Source organism: Amycolatopsis eburnea, assembly GCF_003937945.1.
Taxonomy (GTDB): Bacteria; Actinomycetota; Actinomycetes; order Mycobacteriales; family Pseudonocardiaceae; genus Amycolatopsis; species Amycolatopsis eburnea.
Genome location: NZ_RSEC01000021.1, coordinates 15806 through 30783, shown reverse-complemented (window position 1 = coordinate 30783; position 14978 = coordinate 15806). Strand labels below are relative to the sequence as shown.

The following is a 14978-nucleotide window of genomic DNA, read 5'->3' as shown; positions in this document are numbered from 1 at the left end:
CACCAGTTTAGGCGTGCGCCGTCTTCCCGCCATCGATCACCAGCTGCGCGCCGGTCATGTAGGGGAAGTCGCCCGACGCCAGTGCCAGCGCGAAGACCGCGATCTCGTCGGCCGTGGCCATCCGCTTCAGGCCCGGCACGTTCGACAGCGCCCAGTTCGCCGCCATCGCTTCCCAGACCGGGTCCGGGAGGGCCATCGCGCCGCCGGCCCGGCGCACCAGTTCCGTGTTCGTCGTGCCCGGCACCAGAGCGTTGACGCGGATCCCGGCCGCCGCGTAGTCCAGCGCCGCCGTCTGGACCAGGCCGACCAGGCCGCGTTTCGACGCCGTGTACGCCGCGCGGCCCGCGTCCGTGGCCAGCGCGTTGGACGACGCCGTCACGACCACCGTGCCGCCGCCCGCCGCCTTCAGGTGCGGGACCTCGTACTTCAGCGCCAGGAAGTTGCCGCGCAGGTTCGTGCCCACGACGTCGTCCCACTCCGCCGCGCTGTACTCGTGCAACGGCTTCTGGACCGTCACGCCCGCATTGTTGAAGCACACGTTCAGCCCGCCGTACTTGCCCGCGATCGTGTCGACAAAGCGCTTCACGTCGTCTTCCGAGCGGACGTCGGCACGCACGTACGTCGCCTCGCCGCCCGACGCGCGGATCTCCCGCTCGAGCGCGGCGCCGAGGTTCTCGCGGCGCCCGCAGAAGCCGACCTTGCCGCCCTCGGCCGCGAACCGCAGGGCCGCCGCGCGGCCGATGCCCGACGTCGCGCCGGTGATCAGCACGACCTTGCCCGCGAACCGCCGGGCCGCCGACGGCCCAATCTGCGGCGTCTTCGCGCCGCCCTGCACCAGCCCGACCCCGGCCACCGCGCCGACGCCGGCCGCGATGCCGCCGGTGGCCAGCAGGCGGCGACGGCTGTAGCGGCGGGGTTCTTCCGTGTTCTCGCTCATGCTTCCAGCGTGGCGGCGCCGTCCCGAACGGCCATCCGTCAAAGCGACTGGTGTTCGCCCAGCAGCACCGCGATGCCGTCGAGCTGGCGGCGCAGCCCGAACTCGAACGCCTCGTCGATGCCGACGTCCTCGAGGCCGGTCATCACCTCGGCGAGCACCGGGAACCGGCCCGACTCCAGGTACCCCGTGAGCAGCGCCAGGTCCGCCGCGAGCCGCTGGTCGCCGGTGATGCCCGTGTCCAGCTCGGTCTGGACCTCGAACGCGTTGCTCACCGCCAAGCCGCCGACCCAGCCGTTGAGCGTCATGAGGACCTGCAGCTTCACCCGGCGGCGCAGGCCGGTGCCGTCCAGCGCGGGCAACGACCAGTCGAGCAGCCGCAGTCCCGCCGCCAGTACCGGGGGCCGGACGAGCGAGTTCAGCAGGATCGGCGCGAGCCACGGGTGCCGCCGGTACGCGCGCCACTGCGCGCGGGCGGCCAGCTCGAGGCGCGGCCGCCACGGCACCGGGCCCGGCTCCGGCAGCTCCGCCTCCCCCAGCGCCGTGTCGGCCATCAGCCGGAGCAGTTCGTCCTTGTCGGGCACGTGCCGGTACAGCGCCATCGGCCCGACGCCCAGCTCCGCGGCGAGCCGCCGCATCGACAGCGCGGAGAGGCCCTCGGCGTCGGCGAGCGCGATCGCCGCGCGCACCAGGACGTCCCGGCCCAGCGGCGGCTTGACCGGCGTCCGCTCGGCGACGACGGTGCCGCTGCCCGGGACGGCGCGCACCCAGCCCTGCTCCCCCAGCGCGGACAGCGCTTTCGCGGCGGTCGCCATCGCGACACCCCATTCGCGGACCAGCGCGCGCGTCGACGGGACGCGGTCGCCGGGCCGCAGCTCGCCGGCGGAGATCCGGCGGCGCAGGTCCGCCGCGATCCGCAGGTACGGCGCTTCGGCCACGAACACCCTCGATCCGTACTAGAACACTTGGTCCCTCGACCTAGAACGGTTTCAGGGTACTCCCCCAATGTCCGCACGAAGGATTGCCGCGGTCACCAGCTGCTTCATACGGTGCGGATACAGCGTAAGAGAACAGGGGGATCCCATGACAACGACCGAAACCGCGGCGAGCATCGGCGAAGTCCGGCGGGCGACGCCGTGGTGGCGCCGCCCCTGGGTGTTCCCGCTGGGGCTGCTCGTCACGGTGTTCCTGGTGTACTCCCTGCCGCCGTACCTCGGGCTGAACCCCGCGGAGTCCCGCATCCCGGCGCCCACCGCCTGGTACTACCCGGTGCTGGTGACGCACATCGGGTTCGCGACGATCGCGATGGTGACCTGCGCGCTGCAGATCTGGCCGTGGCTGCGGCAGAAGCACCCGGTGGTGCACCGCCGCACCGGCCGCGTGTACGTCTTCGCCGGCGCGGTCCCGGCGTCGATCGCGGGGTTCGCGATCGCGCTCGCGGCGCCGTTCGGCCCGGTCGGCGCCGTCTCGAACGTCCTGCTGGCGACGCTCTGGTTCACCTGCACCGTGCAGGGCTACCGGACGGCGCGGGCGCGCCGGTTCGGCGAGCACCGCCGCTGGATGGTCCGCAGCTTCGCGCTGTGCATGTCGATCATCAGCAACCGCGTGTGGGCGATCGTCTGGGCCACCGTGCTGCCCGGCCAGCTGGAGACGACGTTCGGCGGCAGCGAACTCGCGATGGGGCAGGCGATCGCCGGCCTGACGACGTGGACCGGCTGGGTGCTCCCGCTGCTGGCCGCCGAGTGGTGGCTGACCCGGAGCCGGGGACGCCGCCGCGCGCCGTCCCCGGCGTGAGCCCTACAGCCCGGAAACCTTGCCCTTGTGGAGGTTCCGGATGATGTTGCGCGGGTTCTTCGCGACGTACTGCGCGGCGCCCGATTCGAAGACGAGGTAGGCGTACCCGCCCGACTCGGTGATGCCCTCGTTCATGCTGGGCGAGCGGAAGCACCGGGTCGAGGCCTTGTCGATGTCCCGCGAGCCCGCGTCGACGACGTAGAGGTTGCCGCGGTTGTCGTTGCCGTACGAGGTGCTGAACACGAAGCGGGACTTGGTGACCATCAGGCCCTGCGTCTTCGTCGGCACCTCGTACGCGCCGGACTGCGTGGTCAGCGAGCCGTCGGTGCCCACCTTGTACCGGTACATCTTGTCGCGGCCGTTCTCGTTGAACTTGCCCGAGTACAGGTTGTCGCCGTAGCTGGTCAGGAACGACGCGGCGTAGACCTTGCGCGCCTCGCCGACCTGCTTGAGGTACGGCGTGCCGGACTTCTTCATCGCGGCCTTGAGCTCGGACAGCTTGTACTTGCGGATCGTGTTGCCCTCGCCCGCCACGAACGCCCAGCCCTGGGTGATCGCGACGCCGCCGGCGTGGGTGGCGGCGATCGCGACCGTGCCGACGTGCTTGCCGGTCTTCGCGTCGATGCCGATCAGGTGCGCGTCGTGGCCGGCGCGGTAGGCGCCGATGACGAGCAGGTCGTTGCCGCCGTCCCAGCTGTACCAGGTCGCGATGCCCTGCGGCGTGTACGTGTCCAGCTCCGGGACCGCGGGCCCCTTGGCGAAGCGGCTGTCGTAGGCGTAGGACGCCGAAAGGCCGGAATAGAACGAAGCGAGCTTCCCGCTCGACGTCTCCGAGCAGCTGATCGCGGCGGACGCGGGTCCGGCGGCGACGGCGGTCGTCCCCAGTGCGACCGCGACGCTCGCCGTGAGCGTGGCGGCCTTCCTCTTCCAGGTGTTCATCGAGCTCCCTCAGTCGGCTCTGCCTTGCCGGACTGGGACTCGCGGGGACGATCTCCGGTTCCGTTCGTCACCCCGGGTGATCGGGGTACCCCGTTCGGTCTATGGTCTACACCACGGTCACTGGTCTATACCAATGGGGACAGATTCCCGCCGCCGCGCTCGTCGTCGTGGAGGTCCACCGTGCGTCTCCGTTCCCTGCTGGCCGCCGTGGGCGGTCTGGCCCTGCTCGCCACCGGCTTTTCCGCGCCCGCGAACGCCGCGGCCGGCTCCCCGATCCCGGTCGGGCCCTACGTCGACATGGGCGCGTGGCCGACACCCAGCCTGTCGGCGATGTCGGCCGCCAGCGGTGTCAAGGGTTTCACGCTCGCGTTCGTCAACTCCTACGGCTGCAAGGCCAGCTGGTTCGGCGCCTACGACCCGCGCACGGCCTGGCAGCAGGAGGAAATCGCCAAGATCCGGAACGCGGGCGGCGACGTCAAGATCTCCTTCGGCGGCGCGTCCGGCATCGAACTGGCACAGGCGTGCAGCACGTCCGCCCAGGTCGCGGCCGAGTACGACGCCGTCGTCAAGGCGTACGGCCTGAAGTACGCCGACTTCGACATCGAGGGCGCGGCGATCGCGGATCCGACGACGATCGCCCGGCGCTCCCAGGCGTTGAAGACGCTGCAGAACAACAACCCGGGCTTGAAGATTTCGCTTACCCTGCCGGTGCTTCCGAGCGGTCTCACCGCCGACGGCCTCAACGTCGTCAAGTCCGCGAAGGACGCGGGGGTGAACCTCGACCTGGTGAACATCATGGCGATGGACTACTACCAGGGCGCGGGCGACCAGGGCGCGAAAGCGATTTCCGCGGCCAAGGCGACGCAGGCGCAGCTCAAGTCGCTGTACGGCCTGAGCGACGCGGCGGCGTGGAAGAAGGTCGGCGTGACCCCGATGATCGGCGTCAACGACTCGCAGAACGAGATCTTCTACCAGAAGGACGCGAAGGCGCTGGTGGCGTTCGCGAAGACCGTCCACCTGGGCATGCTGTCGTTCTGGGAGGCGGGCCGCGACGCGAACGCGTGCACGGGGGCGCTGTACAAGTGCACGAACGTGCCGCAGTCGAAGTACGAGTTCGGCAAGATCTTCGCGGGCTACACGGGCTGAGTCACCAGCGGGCGGCGTCCGCTACTCGGCAAGGGCGCCGCCCGTTCCGCAATCGGACTTCCACTGCGGCTTCGCAGTCAGCCGTTCCACCTCTCGAAGCTCTGCGCGTTCACCCTCCGGAACTCCACCCACGCTCGGATCGGCGCTTCCCGGTCCAGCATCCGCGAGTGCGAGTCGTCGTGGGCTTCACGCAGCGTCCTGGGCCATCGCTCCTCAGACGCACCCATTACCCTTCTCCTCCCGTCGCGCCTCGAGCCACCCAAGAACTACCGCTAGAGATAGCGTTATTCGGGTCGACTGGCGAAGGAGAAGGCGTGACTACCGGCTACCGGGAGCTGGCGGGGATCCTGCGGGAGGCCATCCAGCGAGGCGACTACGCGCCGGAGACGACCTTGCCCAAGCAGGCGGAGCTGGCAGCCGAGTTCGGGGTGAACGTCAACACGGTCTGGAAGGCGATCGGTGTCCTCGAGGCCGAAGGGCTGGTCACCCCGGTCCGCCGACGAGGCACTGTCGTCCGCGCACACCCGCCGATGAAGCGGCTGGGCGCGGACCGCTACGCCAAGAGCAAGTGGAAGCACTGCGATGTCGTGGCGTTCGCCGCCGACCGGGAAGCCTCCGGCCGGGGCTGGGAACCCACGGATCAGACCCAGTCGGTCCAGCAGGTCGAAGCCGACTCGGAAGTCGCCGAGGCGCTCGGGATACCCGTGGGCTCCCCCGTGTACGAACGTGCACGGCTGGTGAAAGACGACGGCCAGCCCACTCACACGCTGACCAGCTACTACCGGCCCGCCGACGTCGAAGGCACTCACCTCCTCGATCCGGCGCCTGGTCCCGCCGGCCGGGGTGGCGGGTTTCTGATCCTCACCCTCCGCGGACTTGAACCCGACAGCGTGACCGAGACGGTGCACGCGCGAATGCCGACCCCCGACGAGGCGGATCAGCTGCGGCTGCCGGCCGGAGAACCGGTCATGGTCTTGCGGCGGCGGACGTGCACGGTCGACGGACGCGTCGTCGAGTTCGCCCGCGGAGTGCACGCCGCCAGCCGGTTTTCGTGGACGTACACCTTCAAGATCCCCGACTGACGGAGAGTTCATGCCCGAGCCCGTCGCGTCCCTGCCTGACTCGCTTCGCGCGGACGTCGAAACACTTTGGGACTACCACGACATGCACCACGAGCCACGCAACGCGGATGTCGGCATCGGTCTCGGAAGCCACGACATCGGGGTGGCCACGTGCGCGGCCGGGCTCTTCAAGGCCGGCTCGTTCCCGCTGATCGTGTTCACCGGAGCGAACGCCCCGACCACGATCGAGCGGTTCCCTCGCGGTGAGGCGGTCCACTACCGGGAACACGCCTTGGATCTCGGGGTGCCACCACACGCCGTTCTCGTCGAACCCCATGCCAGGAACACCGGGGAAAACATCACTTTCACCCGCCAAGTCCTGGCGGGGCGCGGCATCGACGTCGGTTCCGCCGTCTTGATCTCGAGGCCGTACCAGCAGCGACGTGCGTACGCGACCTGCCGGAAGCTCTGGCCGGAAGTCACCGTCACCTGCGCGTCGCTGAGCCTGCCGCTCGACGAGTACGTCGCCGGCATCGGAGACGTCGATCGCGTGGTCGACATGCTGGTCGGTGACACCCAGCGGATCGACGTCTACGCGGACAAGGGGTTCGCCATTCCCCAGGAAATGCCGGACCGCGTGCGCGAAGCCTTCGAGAGGCTGGTCTGCGCGGGATACACCCGGCGGCTCATCTGAGTCACCAGCGGGCGGCGTCCGCGAGCAGTGCGTCCCGCACCGCCGCGGGCCCCGCCCGGCAGGGTTCCGCGCGGGTGACCGCGAAGAGCGTGTTGATCGGTGGCTCCTCCGGCTCCAGCAACGCGATCAGCGCGCCCGAAGCCAGCTCGGCCGCGCACAGGTACCGCGGCAGCACGCTCACGCCGAACCCGGCGAGCACGCACGTCAACACACCGCGCAGGTCCGGCACGACCACCGCGGGACCCGCCGGTGGGCGGACGCCCAGCACCGAACGCCAGTAGCGGCGGATGATCGGCAGGTCCTCGGCGTAGGCCACCAGCGGTGCGGTGCGCGGGTCGCCGTCGAAGCCGCGGGGGCCGACCAGGACGAACTCCTCGTCGGTCAGCGGCGTCGCCGCCAGGCCGCGGCGGCGGGGGCGGGGGCGGATCGTCGAAACCACCAGGTCGTAGCGGCGCTCGGCGAGGCCGGCGAGGAGGTCGTCGGCCAGGCCGAACGTCACGCGCAGGCGGAGCCCGGAAGCGACCAGGCCGGCCAGGGCGGGGAGGACCCGGATCGTGGTCAGCTCGGCGGGGCCGGCCAGGTGCACCGGGGCCGCGAACGGGTCGTCGCCGACGGTCACCGCGGCCAGCGCGTCCACGTGCGGGGCGATCCGGGCGGCCAGTTCGTCGGCCGCCGACGTCGGGGTCACGCCCCGAGCTCGGCGGACGAACAGCTGCTGGCCCAGCTCCTCCTCCAGGGCTCTGACCTGCGCGGTCACCGTCGGCTGGGACAGGCCCAGCGACGGTGCCGCACCGGTCAGCGAACCCGCCCGGTGGACGGCCAGGAACGTGCGCAGCAGATCGAGGTCCAGCTCAGTCCTCGACCAGCTCGATGGAGTCCACGACGTTCGGGTAGAACGCGACGTGGTCCTTGATCGGCGCGACCGGGTCGTACGGCTTCTCGTACGTCCAGACCGCGTTCTCGCCCTTCACCTCGCCCGCGTTGAGCGAGTAGTAGCTGGCCTCGCCCTTGTACGGGCAGTACGTCTCGTGGTCGGTCCGCTCCAGCACGCTCGCGTCGACGTCCGCCAGCGGGATGTACTGGACCGGCGGGTACGTGGACTCCTGCAGGGTGAACGCGTTGCGGCTGTCCGCGATGACGCGCCCGCCCGCCTTGACCACCACGCGGGCCTGGGTCGGCTCGACGGTGATCGGGTGGTCCGGGCCCGGGACCAGCACCTTCTTCTCCGGCATGTCAGCTCCTCGAGAATCGTGTACCAGGAGCAGCACCCCGGGCCCGGCCGTTATTCCGCGCTCAGGGCAGGTAGTACATCGGGTTCGGCAGCTTGATCGGGCGCAGCGCGTAACCGCCCTCGAGGTCGCTGAACTGGTCGCCGACGTTGAGCACGATCTTCGCGCCGGTCGCCTCGATGTGCGCCCGCGTGCCCGACTTGTACTGGACGGTGTTGCAGGTCAGGCCACACGGCAGGTAGTCGGGAGCGGTGGTCTTCGGCTTGAAGAACGCGCCCGCGGGCGCCGGGTAGCCCTCGTTGGCCAGGTTCTTCAGCGACTGCGGGCCCTGGAACTCGTTGCGGCCGGTCAGGAAGTACAGCTTGACGCCGTGCTGCACGGCCCAGTTGGCCAGCTCCAGCACCGGCTTGTTCGCGACGAACGTGCCGTTGTCGATCGCCTGCTGCTGCTTGACCGGGTCGAAGCCGAAGTCGTTGTCGGCCTCCCAGCCGAACGTGATCTCGGAGGTGTCGTCGACGTCCAGCACGATGGCCGGGTTCTCGACCTTGCCCAGCTGCTGCTGCAGGTAGCGCTTGGCGTCGGAGACGACGCGGTTGCTGTCCTTCGCGAACTGGCTGGTCTCGGAGTAGTGGTGCTTGCCCGCGGCGTCGAGGTAGTCGCCGTAGTAGGCCTTGACGTCGTTCTTGACCTGGCCGATGTTGGCCGGCTCCTTGGCGCGGGCGGCGGTCGCGTCGTCCGATCCGGCGAGCGCGGTGGCGCCCGAGGCGACGGTGGCGCCGATGGCCGCGGCGGCGGCGAGCTTGACGAGACTTGACCATTTTCCGGACACGGCGAACCCTCCAGTGGAACTTGACGACCTGGGGGAACCTACGTCACGTTCACCCGGAGTTCCACCCCTCGAAAGTTTCCGTTCACCGCTCGGCGCGGCAGAGGAACGCCACCGGCGACCGCCCGATCCGGGTCAGCACCACGGAAGCTTCCGCGCCACCACGGGGTTTCAGCCGCCGCCGCAGCGCGTCCGGGTCGACGTCCAGGCCGCGCACCAGGATTTCCAGCCGCCCGACGTCGTGTCGCTTGAGGACGGCTTTGAGCGCCTTCTCGCTGTAGGGCCCCTGCTCCAGCACCCGGAACGCCCGCACGCCCGGTGGCGGGGTGTCGCCGGTCAGGTACGCGATGCGTTCGTCCAGCTGCCACAACCCGTGCCGCGCCGCGTAGTGACGGACCAGCCCGGCCCGGACGACGGCGCCGTCGGGGTCGACGATCCACTCCCCCGGCGCCCGCGTCGGCAGTTCGTCCGGCTCGGCGTCGGTGACCGTCCACTGTGTCCCGTCCGAGCGCAGCACGGTCGCCCGGCGGGTGACGCCTTCACCGAAGCCGCGCCAGAGACAGGATTCGCGCACCTGGCCGTCCAGGGACACCAGCTCGACCTCGTCCGCCCACGGCGTCAGCGCGAAGTCCAGTCCCGGCGCGCACTTCACGGACAGTGCCCGGCCCGGGTAGGCGTCGACCAGCTCGTCCAGCGGCGGGGCGAAGTCGGCGGGTTTCCACGCCCGGCGACCGGCCGAGTCACGCCGCGCCGGATCCGCGACGACGACGCCCGAACGGCTCACCGGGCACAGCGCGTCCGCGCGCGCGAGTCCGAACGCGACACCCGCGGCGGTTCCGTTGTGCCGCGCCATTTCGAGGCGCACCGGGTCCAGATCGGACCCGAGCGCGCGGCGCGCCACCCGGGCGATTTCGACGAGGTCGGCGCCGACCGAGCACGTGACGTCGTGGACGTCGAGACCCGCCAGCCGCGTGGCGCGATGCCGGGCGACCGGCGTGGCACTCGCCTGCTGCAACGCGTCCGAAGTGAACAGCCAGCCGTCGGAATCCACTTTGGACCCGGCTTTCCGGCGCAGCAGCACGGTTTCCAGCACCGCGGCCGCGTGCTCCTCGCCGACGAGGCGGCGGACGGCCGCGACGGAGGCGATCCGGTCGGTCAGCGGCAACGACGAAACCTCGGCGAGCGCCGCGATACCCGCGCCGGAGCGCAGGTAGGCGACGTCGCCGAGGCTGAACGAATAACCCAACTCAGGACGGCCGCTTGGTCCCGGTGATCATCACGTTGTAGAACAGCTCGCGCGGCAGGATCTTCGACAGCACCTTCTTGTCCACGGCGGACAGCCGCAGCCACAGGTGGTAGGCGAACAGCCGCCAGCGCACGGTGAGCTTCTCCTGCGGCACGGCGGCTTCGAACGTCCGGATCGGCCAGCCGGCCAGCGCCGCGGCGAACTCCTCGGTGACCGCGTGGACGTCCTGCGCACCGGCGCCGCGGGCCCACGACTCCAGCTCCGACGGGTCGAACGTGTGGATGTCGACCACGGCCTCCAAAGCGGCCGCGCGGGAGGACTCGTCCAGTTCGGACTGCGGACGGCGCCAGCCGCTCAGCACGGGCAGCTTCGTCACGCGCGTGGTCAGGAACCAGGTGAACTGGCCGAGCTTGCGGGCGTAGAAGTCACCGACCTTGGTCGGCTCGCCCGCGAAGACGAACCGGCCGCCCGGCTTGAGCACGCGCAGCACCTCGCGGAACGCCGCCTGGACCTCCGGGATGTGGTGCAGCACCGCGTGCCCGACGACGAGGTCGAACGTGTTGTCGTCGTACGGGATGCGCTCGGCGTCGGCGACCCGGCCGTCGACGTCGAGGCCGAGCTTCTCGGCGTTGCGCAGCGCGACCTGGACCATGCCGGGCGAGAGGTCGGTGACCGACCCCTTCTTGGCGACCCCGCCCTGCATGAGGTTCAGCAGGAAGAAGCCGGTACCGCTGCCCAGCTCCATCGCGTGCTGGTAGGGCTGGCCGTCCTCGCCCGCGACGGCGTTGAACACGTCGGTGGCGTAGGAGATGCAGCGCTCGTCGTACGAGATCGACCACTTCTCGTCGTAGGTGCCGGCTTCCCAGTCGTGGTAGAGCACGTTCGCCAGCTTGGGGTCGGCGTACGCGGCCTGGACCTCTTCGGCGGTGGCGTGCGGGTTCGGGGCCGGGTCGTTCACGTCGGTCAAGGCGTCATTTCCCTTCGAAAGTGGCCTTGCCGGGCCCGTTTTCGATGAACGACTTCATGCCGTTCTTCTGGTCTTCGGTCGCCCACAGCGCGGCGAACAGGTGCGACTCGAGCCGGAGCGCGTTCGGCAGGTCCACGTCGAGACCGCCGTCGATGGCCGCCTTCGCCGCGCGCAGCGCCACGGCGGGGCCGTTCGCGAACTGCGCCGCCCACTTGTGGGCCGCCGCGTAGACGTCGTCCGGGGCCACGACCTGGTCGACGATCCCCAGCTGCAGCGCCTCTTCGGCCTTGACGAACCGTCCGGTGTAGACGATGTCCTTGGTCTTGCTCGGGCCGATCAGGCGCGCCAGGCGCTGGGTGCCGCCCGCGCCGGGGATGACGCCGAGCTGGATCTCCGGCTGGCCGACCTTGACGTTGTCGCCGGCGACGCGCCAGTCCGCGGTCAGCGCCAGCTCGAGGCCGCCGCCGAGGGCGTAGCCGGTGATGGCCGCGACGACCGGCTTCGGGATGTTCGCGATGGCGGCCAGCGTGCCGGTGAGGTTCGCGCCGAACTTCGCGATCTCCGGGTAGGTGCGGGTGGCCATCTCCTTGATGTCCGCGCCGCCCGCGAAGGTCTTCTCGCCGCCGTAGAGGATCACCGCGCGGACGTCGTCGCGCTCGGTGGCCTCCTTGGCCAGCTCGGCCAGTTCGGCGGTGACCTGGGCGTTCAGGGCGTTGACCGGCGGCCGGTCGAGCCGGATCGTGCCGACCCCGTCCTTGACCTCGAGGGTTACGAACTCTCCCACGTCACTCCTCCTCGTTGAACAAGTGCCAGCAGGCTACCGGCCGGTAAGGCCACCCTAGCGGCGCCGGGCGAAGAAGCGATCGCCGGAGCGCTCCAGCACGAGGTCCTGGTCGAACGTCTTCGACAGGTTTTCGCTGGTGATGACGTCGTCGACCAGGCCGGAGACGACCGCGCCGCCGTCGCGGAGAAGAAGCGCGTGGGTGAACCCCGGCGGGATCTCCTCGACGTGGTGGGTGACCAGCACGAGCGCCGGGGCGTCCGGGTCGAGGGCCAGCGCCGACAGCCGCGCGACCAGGTCCTCGCGGCCGCCCAGGTCCAGGCCCGCGGCGGGCTCGTCGAGCAGCAGCATCTCCGGGTCCGTCATCAGCGAGCGCGCGATCAGGGCGCGCTTGCGCTCGCCCTCGGACAGCGTCCCGAAGGTGCGCTCGGCCAGGTGGCCGATGCCCATCGCTTCGAGCAGCTCGGTGGCGCGCGCGGTGTCGAGGGTGTCGTATTCCTCACGCCAGCGGCCGAGCACCGCGTAGCCGGCGCTGACCACGACGTCCTTGACCAGCTCGTCGCCCGGCACGCGCTGGGCGATGGCCGCCGACGTGAAGCCGATGCGCGGGCGCAGGTCGAAGATGTTGACCCGGCCGATCCGCTCGCCGAGCAGGTCGATCTCGCCGGTCGTCGGGTGCAGCTCGGCGGCGGCGAGGCGCAGCAGGGTGGTCTTGCCCGCGCCGTTGGGGCCGAGCACCACCCAGCGCTCGTCGAGTTCCACGGACCAGTCGAGGCCCTTGAGGAGGTCGTTGGTCCCCCGGCGGACGCCGACACCGGCCATCCGGACCACGAGGTCGTCAAGTTCGCTGGGCTGGATCGGCTCGCTCACGAGCCCCATTCTGTCTGCCGTCGCGCGCGCGTGCGCACCCGCCCGGGTGAGTGGGCGATCCGGCAGGTCGGAACGTGCCCACTTCGTGGAACGCCGCACCGCGGGAGAGCAGCTCGGGCCGGAGTTGTGGCACGATCACGGGCATGTCAGCCGACGCGCCCGCCACCCCGGTGACCCGGGGTTCGTTCTGGCGCCGTCGCACGATCGACCTGCTCCTCGTCGCCTCGGCCGGGTGTACGCGGGCGCGGCTCCGCTGATCCCCCGCGTCCTCCCCGACGCGTGCGCGTGCCGCGCTGCCCCCGTGTCCCGAATCACTTCGCGTCCGAGGAGCACCCGCGTTGACCACTTCGATCGTCCGCCCGCCCGTCGAGATCCACCCGCAGCTGACCGACCCGCTGCTGCCCGAGCTGCTGCACCCGTCGCGGCTGCTCTGGACCCCGCGTGAGCTGGCCGACCTGACCGCCACCGTCACCACCGAGCTGACCGCGAACCTGCGGGGCATCCTGCGCTTCGACGAAGACCGGCGGTGGTGGGCCCGGCTGGCCCTGACCGACGGCGTCGAGCTGTGGCTGCTGTCGTGGCTGCCCGGCCAGCACACGAAGCCGCACGACCACGGCGGCGCGTCCGGCTCGTTCACCGTGCTGCAGGGCGAGATCGGCGAGGAGTACCGCTATCCCGGCGGGCCGATCCGGCGCCGCACGCACGTGGCCGGCCAGGGCCTCGGCTTCGGCGCCGGCCGCGCCCACCAGGTCACCGGCATCGGCGACCAGCCCGCGGCCAGCGTCCACGCGTACTCGCCGCCCCTGGTGGCGACGCGGGAGTACGCCACGCTCGCCGACGTCCCGGCGGAAATCCCGCCCCTGCCCGCTATCGTCCGGCCATGAGCGCTGTGGATGCTTTCCTGGCCGAGGCCCGGTCCGGACTGGACCGGGTGGCGCCCCCGCGCGCCCGCGAGCTGCAGGAGGCCGGCGCGCTGCTGGTCGACATCCGGCCGTTCGACAACCGGCAGGCGGAGGGTGAGATCCCGGGCGCGGTGATCGTCGAGCGGATCCACCTGGAGTGGCGCCTGGCGCCGGACAGCGAGTGGCGGCTGCCGTCGGTGACGGCGGACTCGACGGTGATCGTGCTGTGCAACGAGGGCTATGCGTCGAGCCTCGCGGCGGCCGACCTGCAGCGGCTCGGGCTGGCCAACGCGACGGACCTCGACGGCGGCTTCCGCGCCTGGGCCGCCGCCGGCCTGCCCGTGCAGACCGGCGGCAGCCCCGCGGTTCCTTAGGCGAGCGCGGGCGCGACCTTCTCGGTGAACAGGTCGATGCCGGAGCGGTCGTAGGCGGCTTCGGGGAAGTTGAAGATCGCGTACGACATGCCCAGCTCGCCCAGCGCGGCGAGCTTCTCGGTGACCTGCTCGGGCGTGCCGGTGGTCGGGCTGTTCACGAAGTTGCCGTGCCAGCGCTCGGCGGCGTCGGCCGGGGCGTACTTGTCGAGGTGGGACTTAAGCCAGGCCAGCTTGTCCTGGACGTCCTTCTCGGTTTCGCCGAGGACGACGTTGTGGTTGGCCGAGCGCACGATGGCGTCGTAGTCGGTCCCGACATCCTTGCAGTGCTGCGCGAGGATTTCCGACTTGCGGGTGAAGGTCTCCGGATCGGCGGCGAAGTTCGTGTACTTCGCGTACTTCGCGGCGATCCTGAGCGTCTTCTTCTCCCCGCCACCGGCGATCCAGAGCGGGATCCCGCCCTCCTGCGGCGGCAGGGGACGCAGGATCGCACCGTCGGTCTGGTAGTGCTTGCCGTCCAGTGTGGACGTTCCGGTGGTCCAGAGGTCGCGCATGATCTGCACGCCCTCGTCGAGCTGCCCCAGCCGCTCACCGGCGCCGGGGAAGCCGTAGCCGTAGGCCCGCCACTCGTGCTCGTACCAGCCGGCCCCGATCCCCATCTCGACCCGCCCGCCGGCGATGGTGTCGGCGGTGGCGGCGACCTTCGCCAGGTAGGCGGGGTTGCGGTACCCCATGCAGGTGCACATCTGCCCGAGCCGCACGGTCTCCGTCGCGGCGGCGAAGGCCGAGATCAGCGACCAGGCCTCGTGCGTGGCCTCCTCGGTCGGGACCGGCACGGTGTGGAAGTGGTCGTAGACCCAGATCGATTCGAAGGGCCCGGCCTCCGCGTGCTTCGCGAGGCCGAGCATGGTCTTCCAGTGGTCCGCGGGATCGATGCCGGCGAGGTCGAGCCGCCAGCCCTGCGGGACGAAGATTCCGAAGCGCATGGGGCCAACCTAACGCCGCGGGAGCCCGCGTGCGCAGCGATTTCCGGCTGGAGTTGCTCCAGGTCAGGCCGCCGAAAGGCCCATCAGCGGCCGCTCGGTACCCGCCATCGTCGCGCGCCGCAGGTCGCTGGCGAGGTCGGGCAGCGTGACGCGGACCTTCTGCAGTTCTCCGGCCGCATCACCGACCATCGCGGCCGCGTGCGTCGCCGCTTCGGCGCGCTGCCGCTCCAGC

The 14978-nt window shown here is 70.8% G+C and carries 18 protein-coding genes; 6 read left to right on the top strand and 12 right to left on the bottom strand.

The genetic code is table 11. The features are described from left to right. Positions 1-7: 7 nt before the first annotated feature. Both EIY87_RS04030 and EIY87_RS04025 read right to left on the bottom strand, forming a co-directional pair. Complete coding sequence (locus EIY87_RS04030; RefSeq protein ID WP_125306287.1) at positions 8-937, bottom strand: SDR family NAD(P)-dependent oxidoreductase; 930 nt, start codon at positions 935-937, stop codon at positions 8-10. A 38-nt stretch (positions 938-975) separates the two neighbouring features. Further along, a complete protein-coding gene (locus EIY87_RS04025; RefSeq protein ID WP_125306656.1) occupies positions 976-1872 on the bottom strand; it encodes a GntR family transcriptional regulator in 897 nt (298 codons plus the stop codon). Positions 1873-2017: 145 nt separating this feature from the next. Between EIY87_RS04025 and EIY87_RS04020 the strand changes: the two genes are divergently transcribed. Next, positions 2018-2728 (top strand): DUF2306 domain-containing protein, encoded by a 711-nt coding sequence (locus tag EIY87_RS04020; protein WP_125306286.1) that lies wholly within the window; start codon positions 2018-2020, stop codon positions 2726-2728. 3 nt (positions 2729-2731) lie between these two features. Here EIY87_RS04020 and EIY87_RS04015 read toward each other — a convergent pair whose 3' ends face one another. Continuing rightward, positions 2732-3667, bottom strand: coding sequence for a hypothetical protein (locus tag EIY87_RS04015; protein WP_125306285.1), 936 nt, complete (start codon positions 3665-3667; stop codon positions 2732-2734). Between the two features lie 180 nt (positions 3668-3847). Here EIY87_RS04015 and EIY87_RS04010 point away from each other — a divergent pair, with 180 nt between their 5' ends. From EIY87_RS04010 to EIY87_RS04000, 3 genes are all read left to right on the top strand, one after another. Continuing rightward, a complete protein-coding gene (locus EIY87_RS04010) occupies positions 3848-4813 on the top strand; it encodes a chitinase (RefSeq protein ID WP_125306284.1) in 966 nt (321 codons plus the stop codon). A 314-nt stretch (positions 4814-5127) separates the two neighbouring features. After that, positions 5128-5895 (top strand): GntR family transcriptional regulator, encoded by a 768-nt coding sequence (locus EIY87_RS04005; protein WP_125306283.1) that lies wholly within the window; start codon positions 5128-5130, stop codon positions 5893-5895. Positions 5896-5905: 10 nt separating this feature from the next. Beyond that, a complete protein-coding gene (locus EIY87_RS04000; RefSeq protein WP_125306282.1) occupies positions 5906-6568 on the top strand; it encodes a YdcF family protein in 663 nt (220 codons plus the stop codon). A gap of 1 nt (position 6569) precedes the next feature. Here EIY87_RS04000 and EIY87_RS03995 read toward each other — a convergent pair whose 3' ends face one another. The 7 genes from EIY87_RS03995 to EIY87_RS03965 form a co-directional block, all read right to left on the bottom strand. Then, complete coding sequence (locus EIY87_RS03995) at positions 6570-7403, bottom strand: LysR family transcriptional regulator (RefSeq protein ID WP_263855600.1); 834 nt, start codon at positions 7401-7403, stop codon at positions 6570-6572. A 16-nt stretch (positions 7404-7419) separates the two neighbouring features. After that, positions 7420-7800 (bottom strand): DUF427 domain-containing protein, encoded by a 381-nt coding sequence (locus EIY87_RS03990; protein ID WP_125306280.1) that lies wholly within the window; start codon positions 7798-7800, stop codon positions 7420-7422. Between the two features lie 61 nt (positions 7801-7861). Further along, a complete protein-coding gene (locus EIY87_RS03985; protein ID WP_125306279.1) occupies positions 7862-8626 on the bottom strand; it encodes an HAD family acid phosphatase in 765 nt (254 codons plus the stop codon). A gap of 82 nt (positions 8627-8708) precedes the next feature. Continuing rightward, positions 8709-9869: a class I SAM-dependent methyltransferase gene (locus tag EIY87_RS03980; protein WP_125306278.1), complete on the bottom strand. Its 1161-nt coding sequence runs from the start codon at positions 9867-9869 to the stop codon at positions 8709-8711. Between the two features lies 1 nt (position 9870). Continuing rightward, positions 9871-10836, bottom strand: a complete 966-nt coding sequence (locus EIY87_RS03975) for a class I SAM-dependent methyltransferase (protein WP_125306277.1) — start codon at positions 10834-10836, stop codon at positions 9871-9873. Between the two features lie 4 nt (positions 10837-10840). Then, positions 10841-11620: an enoyl-CoA hydratase/isomerase family protein gene (locus tag EIY87_RS03970; protein ID WP_125306276.1), complete on the bottom strand. Its 780-nt coding sequence runs from the start codon at positions 11618-11620 to the stop codon at positions 10841-10843. A 54-nt stretch (positions 11621-11674) separates the two neighbouring features. After that, positions 11675-12496 (bottom strand): ABC transporter ATP-binding protein, encoded by an 822-nt coding sequence (locus EIY87_RS03965; RefSeq protein ID WP_191983944.1) that lies wholly within the window; start codon positions 12494-12496, stop codon positions 11675-11677. Positions 12497-12825: 329 nt separating this feature from the next. Between EIY87_RS03965 and EIY87_RS03960 the strand changes: the two genes are divergently transcribed. Together EIY87_RS03960 and EIY87_RS03955 are read left to right on the top strand one after the other, a co-directional pair. After that, entirely contained in the window at positions 12826-13371 is a 546-nt protein-coding gene (locus EIY87_RS03960; protein ID WP_125306274.1) for a cysteine dioxygenase, read from the top strand. After that, on the top strand, positions 13368-13763 hold the full coding sequence (locus EIY87_RS03955; protein WP_125306273.1) for a rhodanese-like domain-containing protein: 396 nt from the start codon (positions 13368-13370) through the stop codon (positions 13761-13763). The genes EIY87_RS03960 and EIY87_RS03955 overlap by 4 nt, the downstream gene beginning before the upstream one ends. Here EIY87_RS03955 and EIY87_RS03950 read toward each other — a convergent pair. Continuing rightward, on the bottom strand, positions 13760-14746 hold the full coding sequence (locus tag EIY87_RS03950; RefSeq protein ID WP_125306272.1) for an LLM class F420-dependent oxidoreductase: 987 nt from the start codon (positions 14744-14746) through the stop codon (positions 13760-13762). The genes EIY87_RS03955 and EIY87_RS03950 overlap by 4 nt on opposite strands. A gap of 63 nt (positions 14747-14809) precedes the next feature. Further along, a complete protein-coding gene (locus EIY87_RS48870) occupies positions 14810-14935 on the bottom strand; it encodes a hypothetical protein (RefSeq protein ID WP_263855598.1) in 126 nt (41 codons plus the stop codon). Between the last annotated feature and the right edge of the window lie 43 nt (positions 14936-14978).